Here is a 15,264-nt window from a genome sequence, read left to right as displayed (position 1 = left end):
CACAAGGTCTTCTTTCGTATTCTAAACAGTCTCTTTGACATTCAAAAACTCGAACCGCACAAGACCATCCTCATCTATCTTTGTTAGCTTTACCGTATGTAGCGTGTTCACCAATTCAGGATTCCAAGGAGCTTTTACCTTTACATAATTCTCGGTAAAACCGTGAATATAACCCTCCTTGTTCTCCCCTTCAAAAAGCACTATTCTTTCACTATCAAGCTGACTTTCGTAGAAGGCTCTGCGTTTTTTGGCAGACAGCCCTCGAAGCATTTTACTCCTTTTATGACGCACATTCTTGGGCACCACACCTTCCATTTCTGCCGCCAAGGTATTGTCCCGCTCGGAATAGGTGAATACATGAAGATATGAAATGTCCAACTCAGCAAGAAAATTATAGGTTTCCAAAAAATGTTCGTCGGTTTCCCCAGGGAAGCCAACAATGACGTCCACCCCAATACAAGCATGTGGCATCACCGTTTTAATTCGGGAAACCCTATCCAGATACAACTCTCGCAAGTAACGGCGACGCATCAACTTTAAGATCTCGTTACTACCGCTCTGCAATGGAATATGAAAATGAGGTACAAAGGTCCTGCTTTGAGACACAAAATCGATCGTCTCGTTCTTTAATAAATTAGGTTCGATAGAAGAAATGCGCAAACGCTCTATGCCTTCTATCTCATCCAAGGCTTGAACCAACTCAAAGAAGGTATGTTCGTGCTTTTTATTGCCAAATTCTCCTTTACCATAATCTCCAATGTTGACCCCTGTCAACACGATCTCCTTGATATTCTGAGCCGAGATCTCTGCGGCATTCTTCAATACATTATGCAACGTATCACTTCTAGAGATACCCCTTGCCAACGGTATCGTACAATAGGTACATTTATAATCACAGCCGTCCTGAACCTTTAGAAAGGCCCTAGTGCGGTCTCCGATCGAATAGCTTCCAACATAAAAATCCGCTTCTTCGATCTCACAAGAATGCACCTCTCCCATATCGTTTTTAGAAAGGTCATTCAAATAATCGGTGATCTTAAATTTTTCGGTAGCACCCAATACTAGATCCACACCATCTACGGCGGCCAATTCTTCTGGTTTCAACTGAGCATAGCAACCAACAGCAGCGACAAAAGCCTGAGGATTTACCTTTTGCGCTTGTCTTACTATCGTCTTGAATCGCTTATCAGCATTCTCAGTGACCGAGCAGGTATTCACCACATAAATATCTGCCTTCTCAGAAAAATCAACCCTGTCAAAACCTTCCTCTCTAAAGGTTCGCGCAATGGTAGAGGTCTCCGAAAAATTCAGCTTACAACCCAAGGTATAGAATGCAACTTTCTTATTGGTGCTCATATCATTCGAATGAACTTGTAAAAGTTCTATTAAAAATCATTTACAAATATATTAACTTAACACCCTGAAATGAAAAGGGCCACAGCTTCACTAAAATAAGCGTGCAAAGATACCAACAATTATCGTCTTGTTAAAATCGAACATTAGCTTCCAATCTCAAATAATCACTTATTTTTCAATAGGTTGTCTATTTGTATTATGTATTTCCTGTCAAAGTGAATCAACATCCAGTCGTGACCATCTGGTCTTTAGGTACAACGAACACGCCAACACTACCTCGCTAGATCCGGCTTTTGCAAGGAATCCCCCCAATATTTGGCCAATCAACCAAATGTTCAGCAGTTTGCTGCAACTCGAGGACGACCTCACCCCTGTCCCGGATTTGGCAAAACGCTGGGAAATCAGTGAAGACGGTCTTACCTATGATTTTTTTCTTAGAGACGATGTTTACTTTCATAAATCACCTCTCTTTGGAAAAGATAGCACCCGTACTGTGGTCGCCAATGATTTTGTCTATAGTTTTGACCGATTGAAAGATGCGAAGGTAGCTTCTCCCGGCGGTTGGGTACTAAATAATGTCGCGCAATACAGCGCTATCAATGATTCAATTTTTCGCATTCGATTAAAAAATCCTTTCCCCGCTTTCTTGGGATTGATGACCATGCAATATGTAGCTGTGGTACCCCATGAAGTAGCGGAACATTTTGGAAATGATTTTCGTTCTCATCCAATAGGCACAGGTCCTTTTAAATTCAAACTATGGGAAGAGAATGTGAAATTGGTGATGCGCCGTAATGAGTTGTACTACGAAAAGGATGATAAGGGGCAACAACTCCCCTATCTCGAAGCCATCGCAGTGACCTTCCTTCCAGATAAGCAGAGTGAGTTCTTACAATTCGCCCAGGGAAATATCGATTTTTTGAATAGTTTGGACAACTCCTATATCGACGAGATCCTCACCGCAGATGGAAAACTTCGAGAAAAGTACCAAGAGGAAGTGAACATGCAAAAAGGTCCTTTTCTAAATACAGAATTCTTAGGGTTCTATTTAGACAGTAAGACGCCTGCAGTAAACTCAGAGCTTATAAGAAAGGCCGTAAACTACGGTTTCGACAGGGATAAGATGATGAAGTATTTGCGCAATAGTGTTGGTTACCCTGCCTACGCCGGGTTTATTCCAAAGGGAATGCCTGGTTATAAGGACATTGTCTATTATGACTATCAACCAAAGAAGGCCAAGGCGCTCATCGAGGAATACAAGGCACTGACAGGCGACCAAAATCCGAGCATCGCTATCGGCACAAACAGTCAATATCAAGATTTTTGTGAATACATTCAACGCGAATTGGGAAAACTGGGGTTGGAAATCGCTGTCGAGGTAATGCCTGCACCAACGCTGAGACAAAAAAAATCGTCTGGTCAATTGGATGTTTTTAGAGGTAGTTGGATCGCAGATTATCCTGACCCTGAGAATTACCTTTCGGTATTTTACACCCCGAACTTCACACCCAACGGGCCAAACTATACCCACTTTTCAGACCCGGCCTTTGATCCACTTTTCGAAAGATCTTTTACGATCACGGACAAAAAAAAGCGAGAGGCGCTATATACCAAGATGGACTCGCTGGTGATGTCCAAGGCTCCTGTGGTACCGCTATACTATGACGAGGTGGTTCGATTTACACGAAAGAATGTTCATGGGCTGGGAATCAATCCAATTAACCTATTGACATTGAAAAAAGTAAGGAAGACCCCTAGATCAGATGTTCTTATTGCAAAGGATTAATCCTTTCGCCACTTCTTGGTTTCCTCGAATATATGGTCTAAGATGGCCTGCTCCTTGGCATCGAACGCAATATCCCGCCTTGCCATCATTGCTCTAGCGGTTTCATAGGCTTTTTTTGGTAGATAGGTGGTAAATCCTGAGGCGCCTCCCCAGACAAAGCTCGGGATGAAATTTCTAGGAAAGCCACTCCCAAAGATATTGGCACTTACCCCTACCACTGTTCCTGTATTGAACATGGTGTTGATACCACACTTACTATGATCTCCCATCATTAGCCCGCAAAACTGCAAACCAGTTTTAGCGAAGTTCTCTGTTTCGTAGCTCCATAATCGTACCGGTGCGTAGTTGTTCTTCAAATTAGAATTGTTGGTGTCTGCACCAAGGTTGCACCATTCGCCTAATACCGAATTTCCCAAAAAGCCTTCGTGCCCCTTATTGGAATAAGCAAACAAAACCGAATTGTTTACCTCTCCTCCAACCTTACAATACGGACCTACGGTCGTGGCACCATAGATCTTGGAACCTAGTTTTAGAACCGAATGCTCGCACATGGCCAAGCCACCTCTGATGATGCTGCCTTCCATGATCTCTGCCCCTTTCCCTATGTATATCGGCCCGGTGGATGCATTTAACGTACAGAATTCTACCTTCGCCCCTTCCTCTAAGAAAATATTTTCGGCAGCGATCACATTGTTGCTTGTCGGAATCGGTTGCGATTTTCTTCCTTTGGTCAGCAACTCGAAATCTGCCTCTAAAGCCATAGCATTCTTAGAGAAGATATCCCATGTATTTTCTACGCGTAAAACATCGCCATCATATTCTATGGCCTCATATTTTTCTAAATCTACCTCTTCTTGAGCCGAGGTAGTGAAAAACGCGATGACCTCCTCCCCACAGAACACTGCCTGATTTTCTTCTAAGGATTTCACCAAGGCCACGATCTCTTCATTGGGCAAAAAGGAGGCATTGAGCATCACATTCTCTTCTAACTCGACCATAGGCCATTTTTCGGACAAATATTCCTCAGTGACGGTCGTTGTCGTGTAACCCAAATATTTCTCCCATTTTTCTCTAATGGAGAGTATTCCAATGCGGATATCGGCAACGGGTCGGGTAAAAGTAAATGGCAGCAATGCATTGCGGGAAGGCCCATCAAAGAGAATATAATTCATCTTTCAAATTTTTTAGTAAATATAGCTGATTTAACGGAGCTGCGATCAACGATGATTCTTGTAAAATAAAAAACCTCCGAAAATTCGGAGGTTTCATATATTGTAAAAGTAAGAGAATTTACTTTTTGAATTTTGCATATTTGTTCTTGAACTTATCGATACGTCCAGCGGTATCGACCAACTTGGATTTACCAGTATAATATGGATGTGATGTTCTAGAAATTTCCAACTTTATCAATGGATACTCTGCACCGTCGATCTCGATGGTCTCTTTGGTATCAGCAGTAGACTTCGTTAAGAACACATCATCATTGGACATATCTTTAAACGCTACCATTCTATAGTTCTCTGGATGGATTCCCTTTTTCATCTTAGTATATCTTTAAATATCGTTTTTCTATTTAGGCCTGTCAACTATGTTTAGGCGGGTGCAAATGTACTGTTTTTTTATAAAATTCCAAGACGCTAAAAGTAAAATTACATGAAAAATTTAAAGACTGTAACAAAACCTTAAGAATGTTTACTAACTTGATAACTGTAAACAAACTAAATTATGGAAAAACAACCACCAAAAACAGGTAAATTTGCATGGACCTATGGTCTTATTTTAGGATCTCTAGGAGTTGCTTTTAGTGCAATGTTCTATTTCCCTGAAAAGATTTATCGAGAAAATTCTGCAGCTGGAATAGCGCAAATGATCATCGCGGCTGGCCTTATTATCTGGGCTATTTATAGCTTTAGAAAAGCGAACGATGGATTCTTGAAGCTCTCTCAAGGATTGAAGATGGGCACAGGAATAATGGTTATTACCGGCATACTGATGATCTTATACACCATTTTGCTATCGAATGTACTTGATCCAGAGTTTGCCGCAAAGGTCATGGACTTTAAACTGGCCGAAGCTGCTCAAGAATCGAATATTACTCCAGAACAAATGCAACAGCAAAAGGAAATGGGAATCAAGTACTTTTGGATAGGATATCCAGTAATTTTGATCATGTATGTTCTCTTCGGATTAGTTGTTGGCCTGGTTGGAGGTCTAATCCTTAAAAAAGCGCAGCCAGATTACTAACAAATCACTATTTTTACCGTTCATACTAATGTATAGTAAATGAACATTTCAGTAGTAATACCACTACTTAACGAAGCAGAATCGCTACAAGAACTATACGATTGGATCGCAAGAGTAATGCGATCCAATCGCTTTACATACGAGATTCTTTTTATCGACGATGGCAGCACCGACGCGTCCTGGAGTATCATCGACCGACTTTCTAAAGAACAGAAGGAGGTAAAAGGAATTCGGTTTTTAAAGAATTTTGGCAAATCACAGGCTTTACATGCCGGTTTTGCCGCTGCCAAAGGAGACGTGGTGATTACCATGGATGCAGACCTACAAGATAATCCGGAAGAAATTCCAGAGCTTTACAAGATGGTCGTCGAGGATCAATACGATCTTGTATCTGGCTGGAAGAAAAAACGCTATGATTCTGTAATCTCCAAAAATCTACCTTCCAAACTCTTCAATTGGGCTGCGAGGAGAACCTCTGGCCTAAAACTGCATGACTTTAATTGTGGGCTAAAAGCATATCGAAACACTGTGATAAAGAGCATCGATGTTCATGGAGAAATGCATCGCTATATTCCTGTGCTGGCCAAGAATGTTGGGTTTTCAAAGATCGGAGAGAAAGTGGTTCAACATCAAGCGCGTAAATATGGACATACTAAATTTGGGATGGACCGATTTATCAACGGCTTTCTCGACCTGATCACCATTTGGTTCATGTCTCGCTTCGGAAAGCGTCCCATGCACTTTTTTGGACTCATCGGTTCTATCATGTTCGCTGTGGGACTCTTGTTTGCCGTCTATCTGGGAATCGATAAACTTTTTATAGAAAAGTTAGGGCGCCTTATTACGCAACGTCCCGAATTTTATATCGCTTTGACAACGATGATCCTAGGGACACAATTTTTTCTCGCAGGCTTTCTGGGCGAAATCATTTTGCGAACAAAAAGAAGTGGCGAACGCTATAAAATTTCCCAACAAACGAATATATAGAGTAAATTATCATGTGCTTTAAAATTCCAGTTCCGCGTAAAAGCCTATTTTTGCAGGTACAAATTCTGCTGTAAAATCCTATGGACAAGGAAATACTCACAAGAGCCAACGAGTGGCTTTCTCCAACTTTTGATCACGAAACGCAAATAGCAGTAAAAGAACTCCTAGACCAGAAACCCGAAGAGGCTGTGGAAAGTTTCTACAAGGATCTTGAATTTGGTACCGGAGGGATGAGAGGCGTAATGGGCGTAGGCACCAATCGCATTAACAAATATACATTAGGCAAGAATACCCAAGGACTTAGCAATTATCTTAAGAACGTATATCCAGACGAAGCCCTAAAAGTAGCTATCGCCTATGATTGTCGTCATAATAGTGATACGCTAGCCCGAGTGGTCGCGGATGTTTTCTCTGCAAACGGGGTCCAAGTGTTCTTGTTTTCAGAATTGCGGCCAACACCAGAGCTGTCCTTTGCGGTAAAATATCTCGATTGCCATTGTGGAATCGTACTTACAGCTTCTCACAATCCACCAGAATATAATGGCTATAAGGTGTATTGGACCGATGGCGGACAGATCGTTCCTCCACAAGATGCCGAGATCATCAATGAGATCAATTCATTGAAGTTCTCGGATATAAGATTTGAATCTGACGCTTCTTTGATTCAGACGATCGGCGAGGAGTTCGACGAAGCTTTCATTGAAGCATCTATAGCGAATGCTAGTTTTAACGTAAAAGGAAAGGATCAGTTCAAGATCGTTTTTACCTCATTGCATGGTACGTCGATCACCATTTTGCCCGAAGTATTGAAACGTGCCGGTTATGGAAACGTACACATCGTTGAAGCACAGGCCAAACCCGATGGCAACTTTCCTACCGTGAAATCACCAAATCCCGAGGAGCCTGAAGCCTTGGAAATGGCGTTGAAAATAGCCGAAGAGACCAATGCCGATATGGTGATCGGTACCGATCCAGATAGTGATCGCTTGGGAATTGCCGTTAGGGACCTAGACAACAAGATGATCTTGCTCAATGGAAATCAGACCATGGTCGTGATGACCCACTTTTTGCTGGAACAGTGGAAAAAAGAAGGGAAGATCGATGGGAACGAATTCATAGGCTCTACCATTGTTTCTACACCGATGATGGAGCGCCTGGCGGAAGCCTACAATGTGGAATGCAAAATTGGACTCACAGGCTTTAAATGGATCGCAAAGATGATCAAGGACCATCCAGAACAAGATTTTATCGGTGGCGGGGAAGAGAGTTTTGGATTTATGACAGGTGATTTTGTAAGAGATAAAGATGCGGTGACCGCATCCTTACTGGCATGCGAGATCGCCACTCAGGCAAAAGCTAGCGGAAGCTCATTATACAAGCAGCTGATCGAATTGTATGTGAAGCATGGCCTGTACAAAGAAAGGTTGATCTCTTTGGTGCGTAAGGGCATCAGCGGAGCTGAAGAGATAAAACAGACAATGATCGACCTGCGCCAGCGGCCACTTGAAACTATAGATGGTGCTAAAGTGGTGAAGATAGAGGATTATCAAAGTTCGGTGTCAAAAAATATGATCACCGGAATAGAAGAAGCGCTTACAGTACCAAAATCCAATGTCCTTATCTATTATACCGAAGACGGGACCAAAATTGCTGCACGTCCCAGTGGCACAGAACCTAAGATCAAGTTTTACTTTAGCGTACACCAAAAGTTGGCATCCACTACAAAGTTTTCAGAAGTTGAATCAGTATTAGAGGCTAAGATCGATCGAATAGTCAAGGAACTTAATTTAGTTTAATGAATTATTTCAGAAAAATACTGCGCTTTGCAGGGCCCTATAAAAAGTACGCCTACCTTAACATCTTTTTCAATATTCTGTACGCGCTCTTCAGCACCCTATCGTTTGTGGCCTTGATACCGGTCTTACAGGTCATCTTCTCTAAAGAAAGAGTAAAATATGCAGCGCCTGTCTATAAAGGATTTTATGAATTGAAAGACTATTTGCAGAGCTATCTCAATTATTTTATTTCAACTAAAGTAGAAGAACATGGTGAATTCAAGGTGTTGTTGTACATGATAGGGATGATCATCACGATCTTCATGCTAAAGAATCTCTTCAATTATGCCGCGATGTTCTTTATTACGTTCTTACGAAATGGCGTGGTGAGAGATCTTCGTAATCGTCTTTTCAAAAAAGTCATTTCCCTTCCTATTGGACAATATTCCGATAAGACCAAGGGAGATACCATAGCTAGGCTCTCGAGCGATGTAGATGAAATCCGTAATTCTTTTCTCTCGGTATTGGAAATGATATTTAGGGAACCTCTGACCATCCTGTTTTCGTTGATCACCATGATCATCTTCAGTGTAAAATTAACCTTGTTCGTTTTCGTTTTTATTCCAGTAACAGGAATTATCATCTCTAGGATAGGAAAGTCATTAAAACGCTCCTCGACCAAACTTCAGAAAGAACAGGGCACCTTTTTGTCTATCGTAGAAGAAGCTTTGGGGGGGCTCAAGGTGATCAAAGCGTTCACCGCCGAAGGCATCTTCGAAAAGAAATTTGCCGAATCTAAAGATCGCTTTTATCAATATTCCAACGCGGTGATGAATCGCCAGAATCTTGCTTCGCCGGTCAGTGAGTTTTTAGGCATTATAGTGATAGGCGTTCTTTTGGTCTATGGCGGTTATTTGGTATTTGTCGAAAAAACCATGGAGCCCAGTTTTTTCCTGGGCTATATTATGCTTGCCTACAATATTTTGACACCTGCAAAGGCCATTTCAAAGGCGAGTTATAGCGTAAAACGTGGTGATGCCGCAGCGACCAGAGTACTCGAAGTGCTAGAGACCGAAAATCCGATCGAAGACAAAGTTGATGCTATAGCTAAAAATACCTTCGATGAACGAATCACGATAGAGAATGTTTCCTTCAAGTATGAGAATGATTATGTGCTAAAAAATTTCTCAATAGTCGTCCCAAAAGGAAAGACGATCGCGTTGGTAGGACAATCTGGAAGTGGAAAGAGCACCATCGCCAATCTGGTCACGAGGTTCTATGATGTTAACGAAGGAAGTATCAATATTGATGGTATTGACATCAGAGATCTTAAAAAAGCCTCGCTTCGTGGTCTTATGGGTATGGTCACCCAGGATTCTATCTTATTCAATGACAGCGTGCGCAACAATATTCTATTGGGAAAGGAGAACGCTGCGGAAGAAGAGATCATCGAAGCTTTACAAATTGCCAATGCTTACGAATTTGTCATGGAGCTCCCCCAAGGTTTAGATACCAATATAGGCGATAGTGGCAACAAACTTAGTGGAGGGCAGAAACAACGCCTTTCCATAGCGAGAGCCGTACTCAAGAACCCACCGATCATGGTACTGGATGAGGCGACTTCGGCCCTTGATACCGAATCCGAACGGTTGGTGCAGATCGCACTAGAGAATATGATGAAGAATAGAACTTCTATCGTCATCGCCCACCGACTGTCCACCATACAGAATGCAGACACTATCGTAGTGATGCAGAAAGGCAAGATCGTAGAACAAGGCTCGCACGACCAATTGATGGCGAACAAAGGAACTTATAGCAAGCTGGTAGAGATGCAATCTTTTGAATGACTATATGTGACCATTTAGGGAAGTTGTAAAACAGGAAAAAACCTTGAGCTTGGCCAACTCAAGATTTTATTTTTCGTGTGCGTATTTGGTTTTATCGACAGCTTAGAATGCGAATCCTGTGGCAAGTCTATACACAAACGCATAGATAATTGTTCCGATGAGTACCACGCAAAACAATGTTGCCAGTTTAAATAGAAACGCTAAAAAAGCATTCTCGATCTGGTTAAAAGCACTAGAAAAAATATTCTTGATGAGTAGTAATGTTGTCATATCCGTATGTTTTAATGGTTAAGGCAAATAATCATTCAACACTTCAAATATGCAACAGAAGAATCATACATCTCGATTATTTTGGACGAATAAACCTATAAAATAGATTAAAAGGCGAAATGCACGTTTTTTTCGGTTAACAACACTTTTCTGACAGTTCACAACAAAATATGACCTTTTCACAACATCTACCTCTAAATTATCTCGAGCTCCGAACAAAGACAGAAGACTATAAGGATGGGGCACAAAAAAAGGATGAGGGTGTCTTACTTCCTCATCCTTTAAAATTGTAGGGACGCAATTTTGGTTACTTGGAAAACCTAACTAATACACTGTAATATAAAATGTGAATTGCTTTGCTAAGATATAATTTTATCTGAAACTATCGATAAAAAGTTAAAAAAAATCGATTAATGACATCATATTTTTATTAACAGGTAGTTTCCTGCCCCATAAATCCTACAAAAATTAGTTTTAAACCTTTTTCAATATCTTTAGTCAAAGAACCAAATCGTACGCATTGACAACAGAATTTACCCTTATCGAAGAACTCAAGGACCGGCAAACCCAAGAGGTTGCGTTTCGCAAGTTGGTGGCCTTGTACCAAGAGCGTCTGTATTGGCATATTAGACGCATGGTAATGAATCATGATGACACTGATGACGTTCTGCAAAATACATTTATAAAAGTATATAGGAGTATTGACAAGTTTAAAGGAGAAAGTAAACTATACTCTTGGATGTACCGCATAGCGACCAATGAGGCCATCACATTTATCAATAATAGGTCCAAAAAGCAAGGTATCTCTAGTGAAGAGGTATATCAACAATTAGTGAACAACCTCCAATCCGATGTATATTTTGAAGGGGATGAGATACAGCTAAAACTGCAAAAAGCCTTAGCCACTTTACCCGAAAAACAGCGCATGGTCTTTAATATGAAGTATTTCGAAGATATGAAGTACCAGGATATGTCGGATGTATTGGACACTTCAGTAGGAGCCTTAAAGGCCTCCTACCATCATGCTGTAAAAAAAATTGAGTTTTATTTAACAAATGAGCATTAAACCTTAAAGCGATTTTAATGTCAAACCTGTAAATGAGTAAAGAAAAATCACATAACGCCGATAAAAAAGACGGTTTTAAGGTACCCCAAGGATACTTTGAAACTTTTGGAGATGCTCTTTTTGATAAATTGAATAGTTCAGAAATCAGTCTACCAAAGGATGATGGCATGTCCGTCCCAAGCGGTTATTTTGAAAATATGAATGAACAGTTGGATGAAAAGATGCTTACAGAAAAGCTTCCAGCAAAGGAAGGGATGCGCGTTCCCGACGGTTATTTTTCAAGCTTTGAAGAACGGCTGTTCGATAAATTGAACCAAGATAAGGCATCGTCCACCAAAGTTGTGAAGCTTCACTCGTACAAAAAATATTATTATGCGATATCTGGCGTAGCTGCCGCCATTTTGCTCTTCGTCGCCATCAAATTTGCATTTCCGGGAGCATCAGACCTAGAGAAGCAATGGGCGCAGATCGAAAATGAAGACATCGAGAAGTACATCGCAACAGGCACCACTTTAAATAGCTATGAGATTGCAGAGGTATTTGGCACGGAGACATTAGATTATGCCGAGATCATTGAAGAGGAATATTCCGATGAAGAGGTGATCGAGTTCATAAATAACAATATAGAAAGTGTAGACGATTATCTATATGAAACGAGCCAAACAAATTGATTTGTACATAAAACGGCCATAGAACCGATGATTACTATTGGTCAGTTAATTAAAAATAAGATTATTACAGAGAAAAAAAGCCTAACGAATGAAACCTAGATTTACTATACTCGCTGTGATGTTATTGCTCGCATCAACGTCGTTGTTTGCCCAGCGCCCAGCAAAAGAAAAGATAAAAGCCCTGAAAGTTGCCTTCATTACAGAAAGGCTTGACCTTTCTAGCAAGGAAGCGCAACAATTTTGGCCGATCTACAATGCCTTTGATGAGGCCAGCTATAAGTTGAAAAACGAAGATCTTGGAAAGATCAAACGGCAACTGAGAGCCAGCGGTGGAGATATCTCCGACAACGAAGCCGAACAACTTCTTCAGGAGATGTTGGACATTGAAAAGAACTTACATGCCGAACGCATAAAGCTCGTTACTGATCTTCGAAAAGTGATTTCTGCAAGGAAAATTATTCTGCTCAGAAAAGCTGAGGATGACTTCAACAGAGAGATCATTAAAAAGTTCAGAGAACAACGCAAAAGACGTTTCGGTAATAATTGATTAGCCATAAAAGATTGTTCACTATTATTCATAAAGAACGGGTCATATGCCTGTTCTTTTTTTTGCCTCTTGGTTAAACCTTTCCTTGTTGAGCAGGTCTTACTTATATCAACAATAAAAACAAAAATATTATGAAAGCCCTAAGATCCATTATTACCACCCTTGTTTTAGCAATAGCGTTTACCTCCTGCGCCACTCGCACCGCAGTAGCGGTACGACCTGCAAAAACCGTGGTCGTCACCAAAGTACATAACCCCAGAGTTGTAGTACATAACAACAGCAGGTACTATATCTCCAAAGGTGTATGGTACAAAAAGAGCAACGGAAGATACATTACAATAAAGGCTCCGGTCGGCGCAGCGGTAACCAAATTGCCTAGAGGTTACAAGGTCGTAAAAGTAAGAGGTGTAAGGTACTACAAAAGTGGTGGCGTCTACTATAAAAGATCCGGAAAAAGATATATAGTGGTCAATGTTTAATTGAAGGTTGACTTTGATTTTGAGTTAGTTGGTTAGTTAGAAAGGAGAGCAGAAAAGCTCTCCTTTTCTTATTCGTTTTTGAGAGCAAACACCTTTAGATCTGCTTAAATGTCAACTTGGCTATTCTGCCTTTTCCGGCGGCATAGGCCACTGTATCATTTAGGAATCGAAGCGTGTAAAAGCTTTCATCTGAAAGCGCCGTCCATTCCTCTCCTCCATCATTGCTATATGAAATCCCGGTAAAACCTACTGCCATTATTTCCTTTGCATCTCCCCAAGGCACATATTGGACACAACTCTTATAACCAGGTTCTTTCCCGCTGCTCACCAATTGCCAGGTCTTGCCTCCATCTTTTGTGATCGCTTTATTAGCAGTATTTTCCTCGGGCTTTGTATAATCCCCTCCTATCACGATCCCATGATTCTCATCATAAAAATCCCCTGAATAAATTCCTTGTGCAGGCTCTCCTTGAATGATAGGTGTGTCGAACACTGTCCAAGTTATTCCTTTATCTGATGAATAAAATACCCGACTTTTCTTTCCACCTGAAAACAACCACGTATCATTTCCAACAATGGCAATATTGGTATCGCTGGCTGCAAATGCCGCTTCTCCTTCTTCAGTTTTAGGAAGGACTTCACAAGAGACCTTCCGCCAAGAGTGACCACCATTTCTGGTGATGATCACCGAAAGACAATCTTCTATTGGATCTCCCATCGCAATCCCCTCTTCATCATTCCAGAAGTGCATGGCATCGTAGAATACCTTCTCGTTTTCCTCAGTGTAGACGAAATCTTTTTGCTCACTATGATAGAGCAAAGCGGGATTGGCGATGCTCAACGCAAGTTGATGACCATTAGCTATGGCCAGCGATCGGTAATGGGGTACCAAGGTGTCGCGTTTTGTTTGAATGAATTTAGAACGATCGTTCTTTACATCGATGATACCGACGATGCCATTGTTGTCAGCAAAGACCAAATTTTCCTGCTTATCGATCTCGATAGCCCTAAAACTGGCAGATTCGTTCTTGTAGATCACTTCCACCTCAACGTGACTGAAATCACGAGGAGCGCGATGCTCTTTTCCACAGGAAAGAAATAGTATCAAAAAGAAAAATATGATGTTCTTCATCAATTGAATGATATAAATATTATAGTTGATCTATCCACTTCTGAATTTACTGTAAACGAACTGCCCAATACCTTTTATCGAAATAACGTTCAAAGGAAATTCCATAAAAACGTGAAGCACACTCAAAAATAGCAATAAAGCTAAACCCAATTTATAATCATATGCGTATAACAGCATCGATGCGATCCAAACCGCAAGGATAATTAAAGATCGTTTGGTAGTTAGCTGCTTATGCCATCCGATAACGGTCGTCTTAGAGAACCAGTTGAGATAGTGATAGGTATAGGCAAAGGATACAAATATTTGGATCTTGATCATCAACTGATCATAAAAGAAGAATTGAGAGCCGTCACTAAAGCCCAACATTCTCGACAGTTGTGTTGGGAGTACAAAAAAACTGTTCTCGGTAAAGATCTCCTTCGTTTCGTTAGAAAACTCATAAAAGGCGTCGGGCAAGCTTAGATTTAAAATAAAGAAAGGTATCAATAGCATCAAAACGACATTGAGATACCCCGTCTTGCTATGCGTCTTTAGGTTGCCATATAACATAAAGAGCAGCGTAAAGAGAAAGACATGGATGATGGTCGGTAAAAAGATACCTACGACAACGTGGTATTCCATGAACTGATTCAAGAGTATGGCGATGACAATTCCAACAGCTATGGCTATCAATTGTACTTTCTCCTTCTTAAAAACAACCAATGACAAGGCTGTCACCAAGGCTAAAAATAAGAGTCCGTTGAGATAGGTCCTTGCATCGTATTTTAGGAATTGAAACCATTCGTTTTCAATCCCATCAAAATATGAAAGTGACAAGACTATAGGTATAGAAAAAGTAAAAGCAAAAACGATGATCAAGTATTTCCAGCTCTTGCTCTTCACAAAGTATTTCTTGCCTTGTATCCATTGTATTTCGGTGAGGTAATGCAAGGGCCCTAGAATGGCATAGGCCAATAGAAACAACTCGAAGGGTAACATATAGGCCAATATCAACGACAGCAGAATAAGAAAGGTGTTTAAAGTATCGACGTGCATCGCTCTCATATGTGTAAAAATAAAAAAACCGCTCTCATAAAGAGAACGGTTCACTTATAATATTTTGGA

At 40.9% G+C, this 15,264-nt stretch carries 15 protein-coding genes; 9 read left to right on the top strand and 6 right to left on the bottom strand.

Translation table 11 applies throughout. The features are described from left to right. Positions 1–21: 21 nt before the first annotated feature. The gene (gene mtaB / locus ACFQ1M_RS09070) at positions 22–1,356 is read right to left on the bottom strand and encodes a tRNA (N(6)-L-threonylcarbamoyladenosine(37)-C(2))-methylthiotransferase MtaB (RefSeq protein ID WP_386407201.1); all 1,335 of its coding nucleotides are present in this window, start codon (positions 1,354–1,356) and stop codon (positions 22–24) included. 331 nt (positions 1,357–1,687) lie between these two features. On the opposite strand from mtaB, the gene ACFQ1M_RS09065 reads away from it, so the two are divergent. Then, on the top strand, positions 1,688–3,142 hold the full coding sequence (locus ACFQ1M_RS09065) for an ABC transporter substrate-binding protein (RefSeq protein WP_386407198.1): 1,455 nt from the start codon (positions 1,688–1,690) through the stop codon (positions 3,140–3,142). On the opposite strand, the gene ACFQ1M_RS09060 is transcribed toward ACFQ1M_RS09065, so the two are convergent. Both ACFQ1M_RS09060 and ACFQ1M_RS09055 read right to left on the bottom strand, forming a co-directional pair. Beyond that, positions 3,139–4,314 carry a GlmU family protein gene (locus ACFQ1M_RS09060; protein ID WP_386407195.1) on the bottom strand — a complete coding sequence of 392 codons (1,176 nt, stop codon included), beginning with the start codon at positions 4,312–4,314 and terminating at the stop codon, positions 3,139–3,141. The genes ACFQ1M_RS09065 and ACFQ1M_RS09060 overlap by 4 nt on opposite strands. A 118-nt stretch (positions 4,315–4,432) precedes the next feature. Continuing rightward, the gene (locus ACFQ1M_RS09055) at positions 4,433–4,684 is read right to left on the bottom strand and encodes a type B 50S ribosomal protein L31 (RefSeq protein WP_386407192.1); all 252 of its coding nucleotides are present in this window, start codon (positions 4,682–4,684) and stop codon (positions 4,433–4,435) included. Positions 4,685–4,867: 183 nt separating this feature from the next. Between ACFQ1M_RS09055 and ACFQ1M_RS09050 the strand changes: the two genes are divergently transcribed. From ACFQ1M_RS09050 to ACFQ1M_RS09035, 4 genes are all read left to right on the top strand, one after another. Then, positions 4,868–5,386: a DUF4199 domain-containing protein gene (locus ACFQ1M_RS09050; RefSeq protein WP_386407189.1), complete on the top strand. Its 519-nt coding sequence runs from the start codon at positions 4,868–4,870 to the stop codon at positions 5,384–5,386. Positions 5,387–5,425: 39 nt separating this feature from the next. Beyond that, the gene (locus tag ACFQ1M_RS09045) at positions 5,426–6,373 is read left to right on the top strand and encodes a glycosyltransferase family 2 protein (protein WP_386407186.1); all 948 of its coding nucleotides are present in this window, start codon (positions 5,426–5,428) and stop codon (positions 6,371–6,373) included. An 80-nt stretch (positions 6,374–6,453) separates the two neighbouring features. Next, entirely contained in the window at positions 6,454–8,169 is a 1,716-nt protein-coding gene (locus tag ACFQ1M_RS09040; RefSeq protein ID WP_386407183.1) for a phospho-sugar mutase, read from the top strand. Continuing rightward, positions 8,169–9,995, top strand: coding sequence for an ABC transporter ATP-binding protein (locus tag ACFQ1M_RS09035; protein ID WP_386407179.1), 1,827 nt, complete (start codon positions 8,169–8,171; stop codon positions 9,993–9,995). Before ACFQ1M_RS09040 ends, ACFQ1M_RS09035 begins: the two co-directional genes overlap by 1 nt. Positions 9,996–10,097: 102 nt before the next feature. On the opposite strand, the gene ACFQ1M_RS09030 is transcribed toward ACFQ1M_RS09035, so the two are convergent. Further along, complete coding sequence (locus tag ACFQ1M_RS09030; RefSeq protein ID WP_386407176.1) at positions 10,098–10,265, bottom strand: DUF6747 family protein; 168 nt, start codon at positions 10,263–10,265, stop codon at positions 10,098–10,100. Positions 10,266–10,785: 520 nt separating this feature from the next. Between ACFQ1M_RS09030 and ACFQ1M_RS09025 the strand changes: the two genes are divergently transcribed. The 4 genes from ACFQ1M_RS09025 to ACFQ1M_RS09010 all read left to right on the top strand — a co-directional run bounded on the left by ACFQ1M_RS09025 (position 10,786) and on the right by ACFQ1M_RS09010 (position 13,028). Then, complete coding sequence (locus ACFQ1M_RS09025; RefSeq protein ID WP_386407173.1) at positions 10,786–11,331, top strand: RNA polymerase sigma factor; 546 nt, start codon at positions 10,786–10,788, stop codon at positions 11,329–11,331. A 32-nt stretch (positions 11,332–11,363) separates the two neighbouring features. Then, entirely contained in the window at positions 11,364–12,002 is a 639-nt protein-coding gene (locus tag ACFQ1M_RS09020; RefSeq protein ID WP_386407171.1) for a hypothetical protein, read from the top strand. 88 nt (positions 12,003–12,090) lie between these two features. Next, complete coding sequence (locus ACFQ1M_RS09015) at positions 12,091–12,549, top strand: Spy/CpxP family protein refolding chaperone (protein ID WP_386407168.1); 459 nt, start codon at positions 12,091–12,093, stop codon at positions 12,547–12,549. A gap of 131 nt (positions 12,550–12,680) precedes the next feature. Continuing rightward, the gene (locus ACFQ1M_RS09010) at positions 12,681–13,028 is read left to right on the top strand and encodes a DUF6515 family protein (RefSeq protein ID WP_386407165.1); all 348 of its coding nucleotides are present in this window, start codon (positions 12,681–12,683) and stop codon (positions 13,026–13,028) included. 94 nt (positions 13,029–13,122) lie between these two features. On the opposite strand, the gene ACFQ1M_RS09005 is transcribed toward ACFQ1M_RS09010, so the two are convergent. Then, positions 13,123–14,160: a WD40/YVTN/BNR-like repeat-containing protein gene (locus ACFQ1M_RS09005; RefSeq protein ID WP_386407162.1), complete on the bottom strand. Its 1,038-nt coding sequence runs from the start codon at positions 14,158–14,160 to the stop codon at positions 13,123–13,125. 30 nt (positions 14,161–14,190) lie between these two features. Beyond that, a complete protein-coding gene (locus ACFQ1M_RS09000; protein WP_386407159.1) occupies positions 14,191–15,249 on the bottom strand; it encodes a hypothetical protein in 1,059 nt (352 codons plus the stop codon). Positions 15,250–15,264 lie beyond the last annotated feature (15 nt).

The sequence above is a fragment of the Sungkyunkwania multivorans genome, assembly GCF_042675645.1.
In the GTDB taxonomy this organism is placed as follows: domain Bacteria; phylum Bacteroidota; class Bacteroidia; order Flavobacteriales; family Flavobacteriaceae; genus Sungkyunkwania; species Sungkyunkwania multivorans.
The sequence above is the reverse complement of the archived record's forward strand: the minus strand, read 5'-3'. Positions and strand labels throughout refer to the sequence as shown.

Bases quoted from the DNA above. Each gene is read 5' to 3' on its own strand.
- ACFQ1M_RS09045 (WP_386407186.1), top strand. From the start codon at position 5,426: ATGAACATTTCAGTAGTAATACCACTACTTAACGAAGCAGAATCGCTA.
- ACFQ1M_RS09030 (WP_386407176.1), bottom strand. From the start codon at position 10,265: ATGACAACATTACTACTCATCAAGAATATTTTTTCTAGTGCTTTTAAC.
- ACFQ1M_RS09065 (WP_386407198.1), top strand. From the start codon at position 1,688: ATGTTCAGCAGTTTGCTGCAACTCGAGGACGACCTCACCCCTGTCCCG.
- ACFQ1M_RS09050 (WP_386407189.1), top strand. From the start codon at position 4,868: ATGGAAAAACAACCACCAAAAACAGGTAAATTTGCATGGACCTATGGT.
- mtaB (WP_386407201.1), bottom strand. From the start codon at position 1,356: ATGAGCACCAATAAGAAAGTTGCATTCTATACCTTGGGTTGTAAGCTG.
- ACFQ1M_RS09020 (WP_386407171.1), top strand. From the start codon at position 11,364: ATGAGTAAAGAAAAATCACATAACGCCGATAAAAAAGACGGTTTTAAG.
- ACFQ1M_RS09040 (WP_386407183.1), top strand. From the start codon at position 6,454: ATGGACAAGGAAATACTCACAAGAGCCAACGAGTGGCTTTCTCCAACT.
- ACFQ1M_RS09005 (WP_386407162.1), bottom strand. From the start codon at position 14,160: ATGAAGAACATCATATTTTTCTTTTTGATACTATTTCTTTCCTGTGGA.
- ACFQ1M_RS09035 (WP_386407179.1), top strand. From the start codon at position 8,169: ATGAATTATTTCAGAAAAATACTGCGCTTTGCAGGGCCCTATAAAAAG.
- ACFQ1M_RS09060 (WP_386407195.1), bottom strand. From the start codon at position 4,314: ATGAATTATATTCTCTTTGATGGGCCTTCCCGCAATGCATTGCTGCCA.
- ACFQ1M_RS09055 (WP_386407192.1), bottom strand. From the start codon at position 4,684: ATGAAAAAGGGAATCCATCCAGAGAACTATAGAATGGTAGCGTTTAAA.
- ACFQ1M_RS09010 (WP_386407165.1), top strand. From the start codon at position 12,681: ATGAAAGCCCTAAGATCCATTATTACCACCCTTGTTTTAGCAATAGCG.
- ACFQ1M_RS09015 (WP_386407168.1), top strand. From the start codon at position 12,091: ATGAAACCTAGATTTACTATACTCGCTGTGATGTTATTGCTCGCATCA.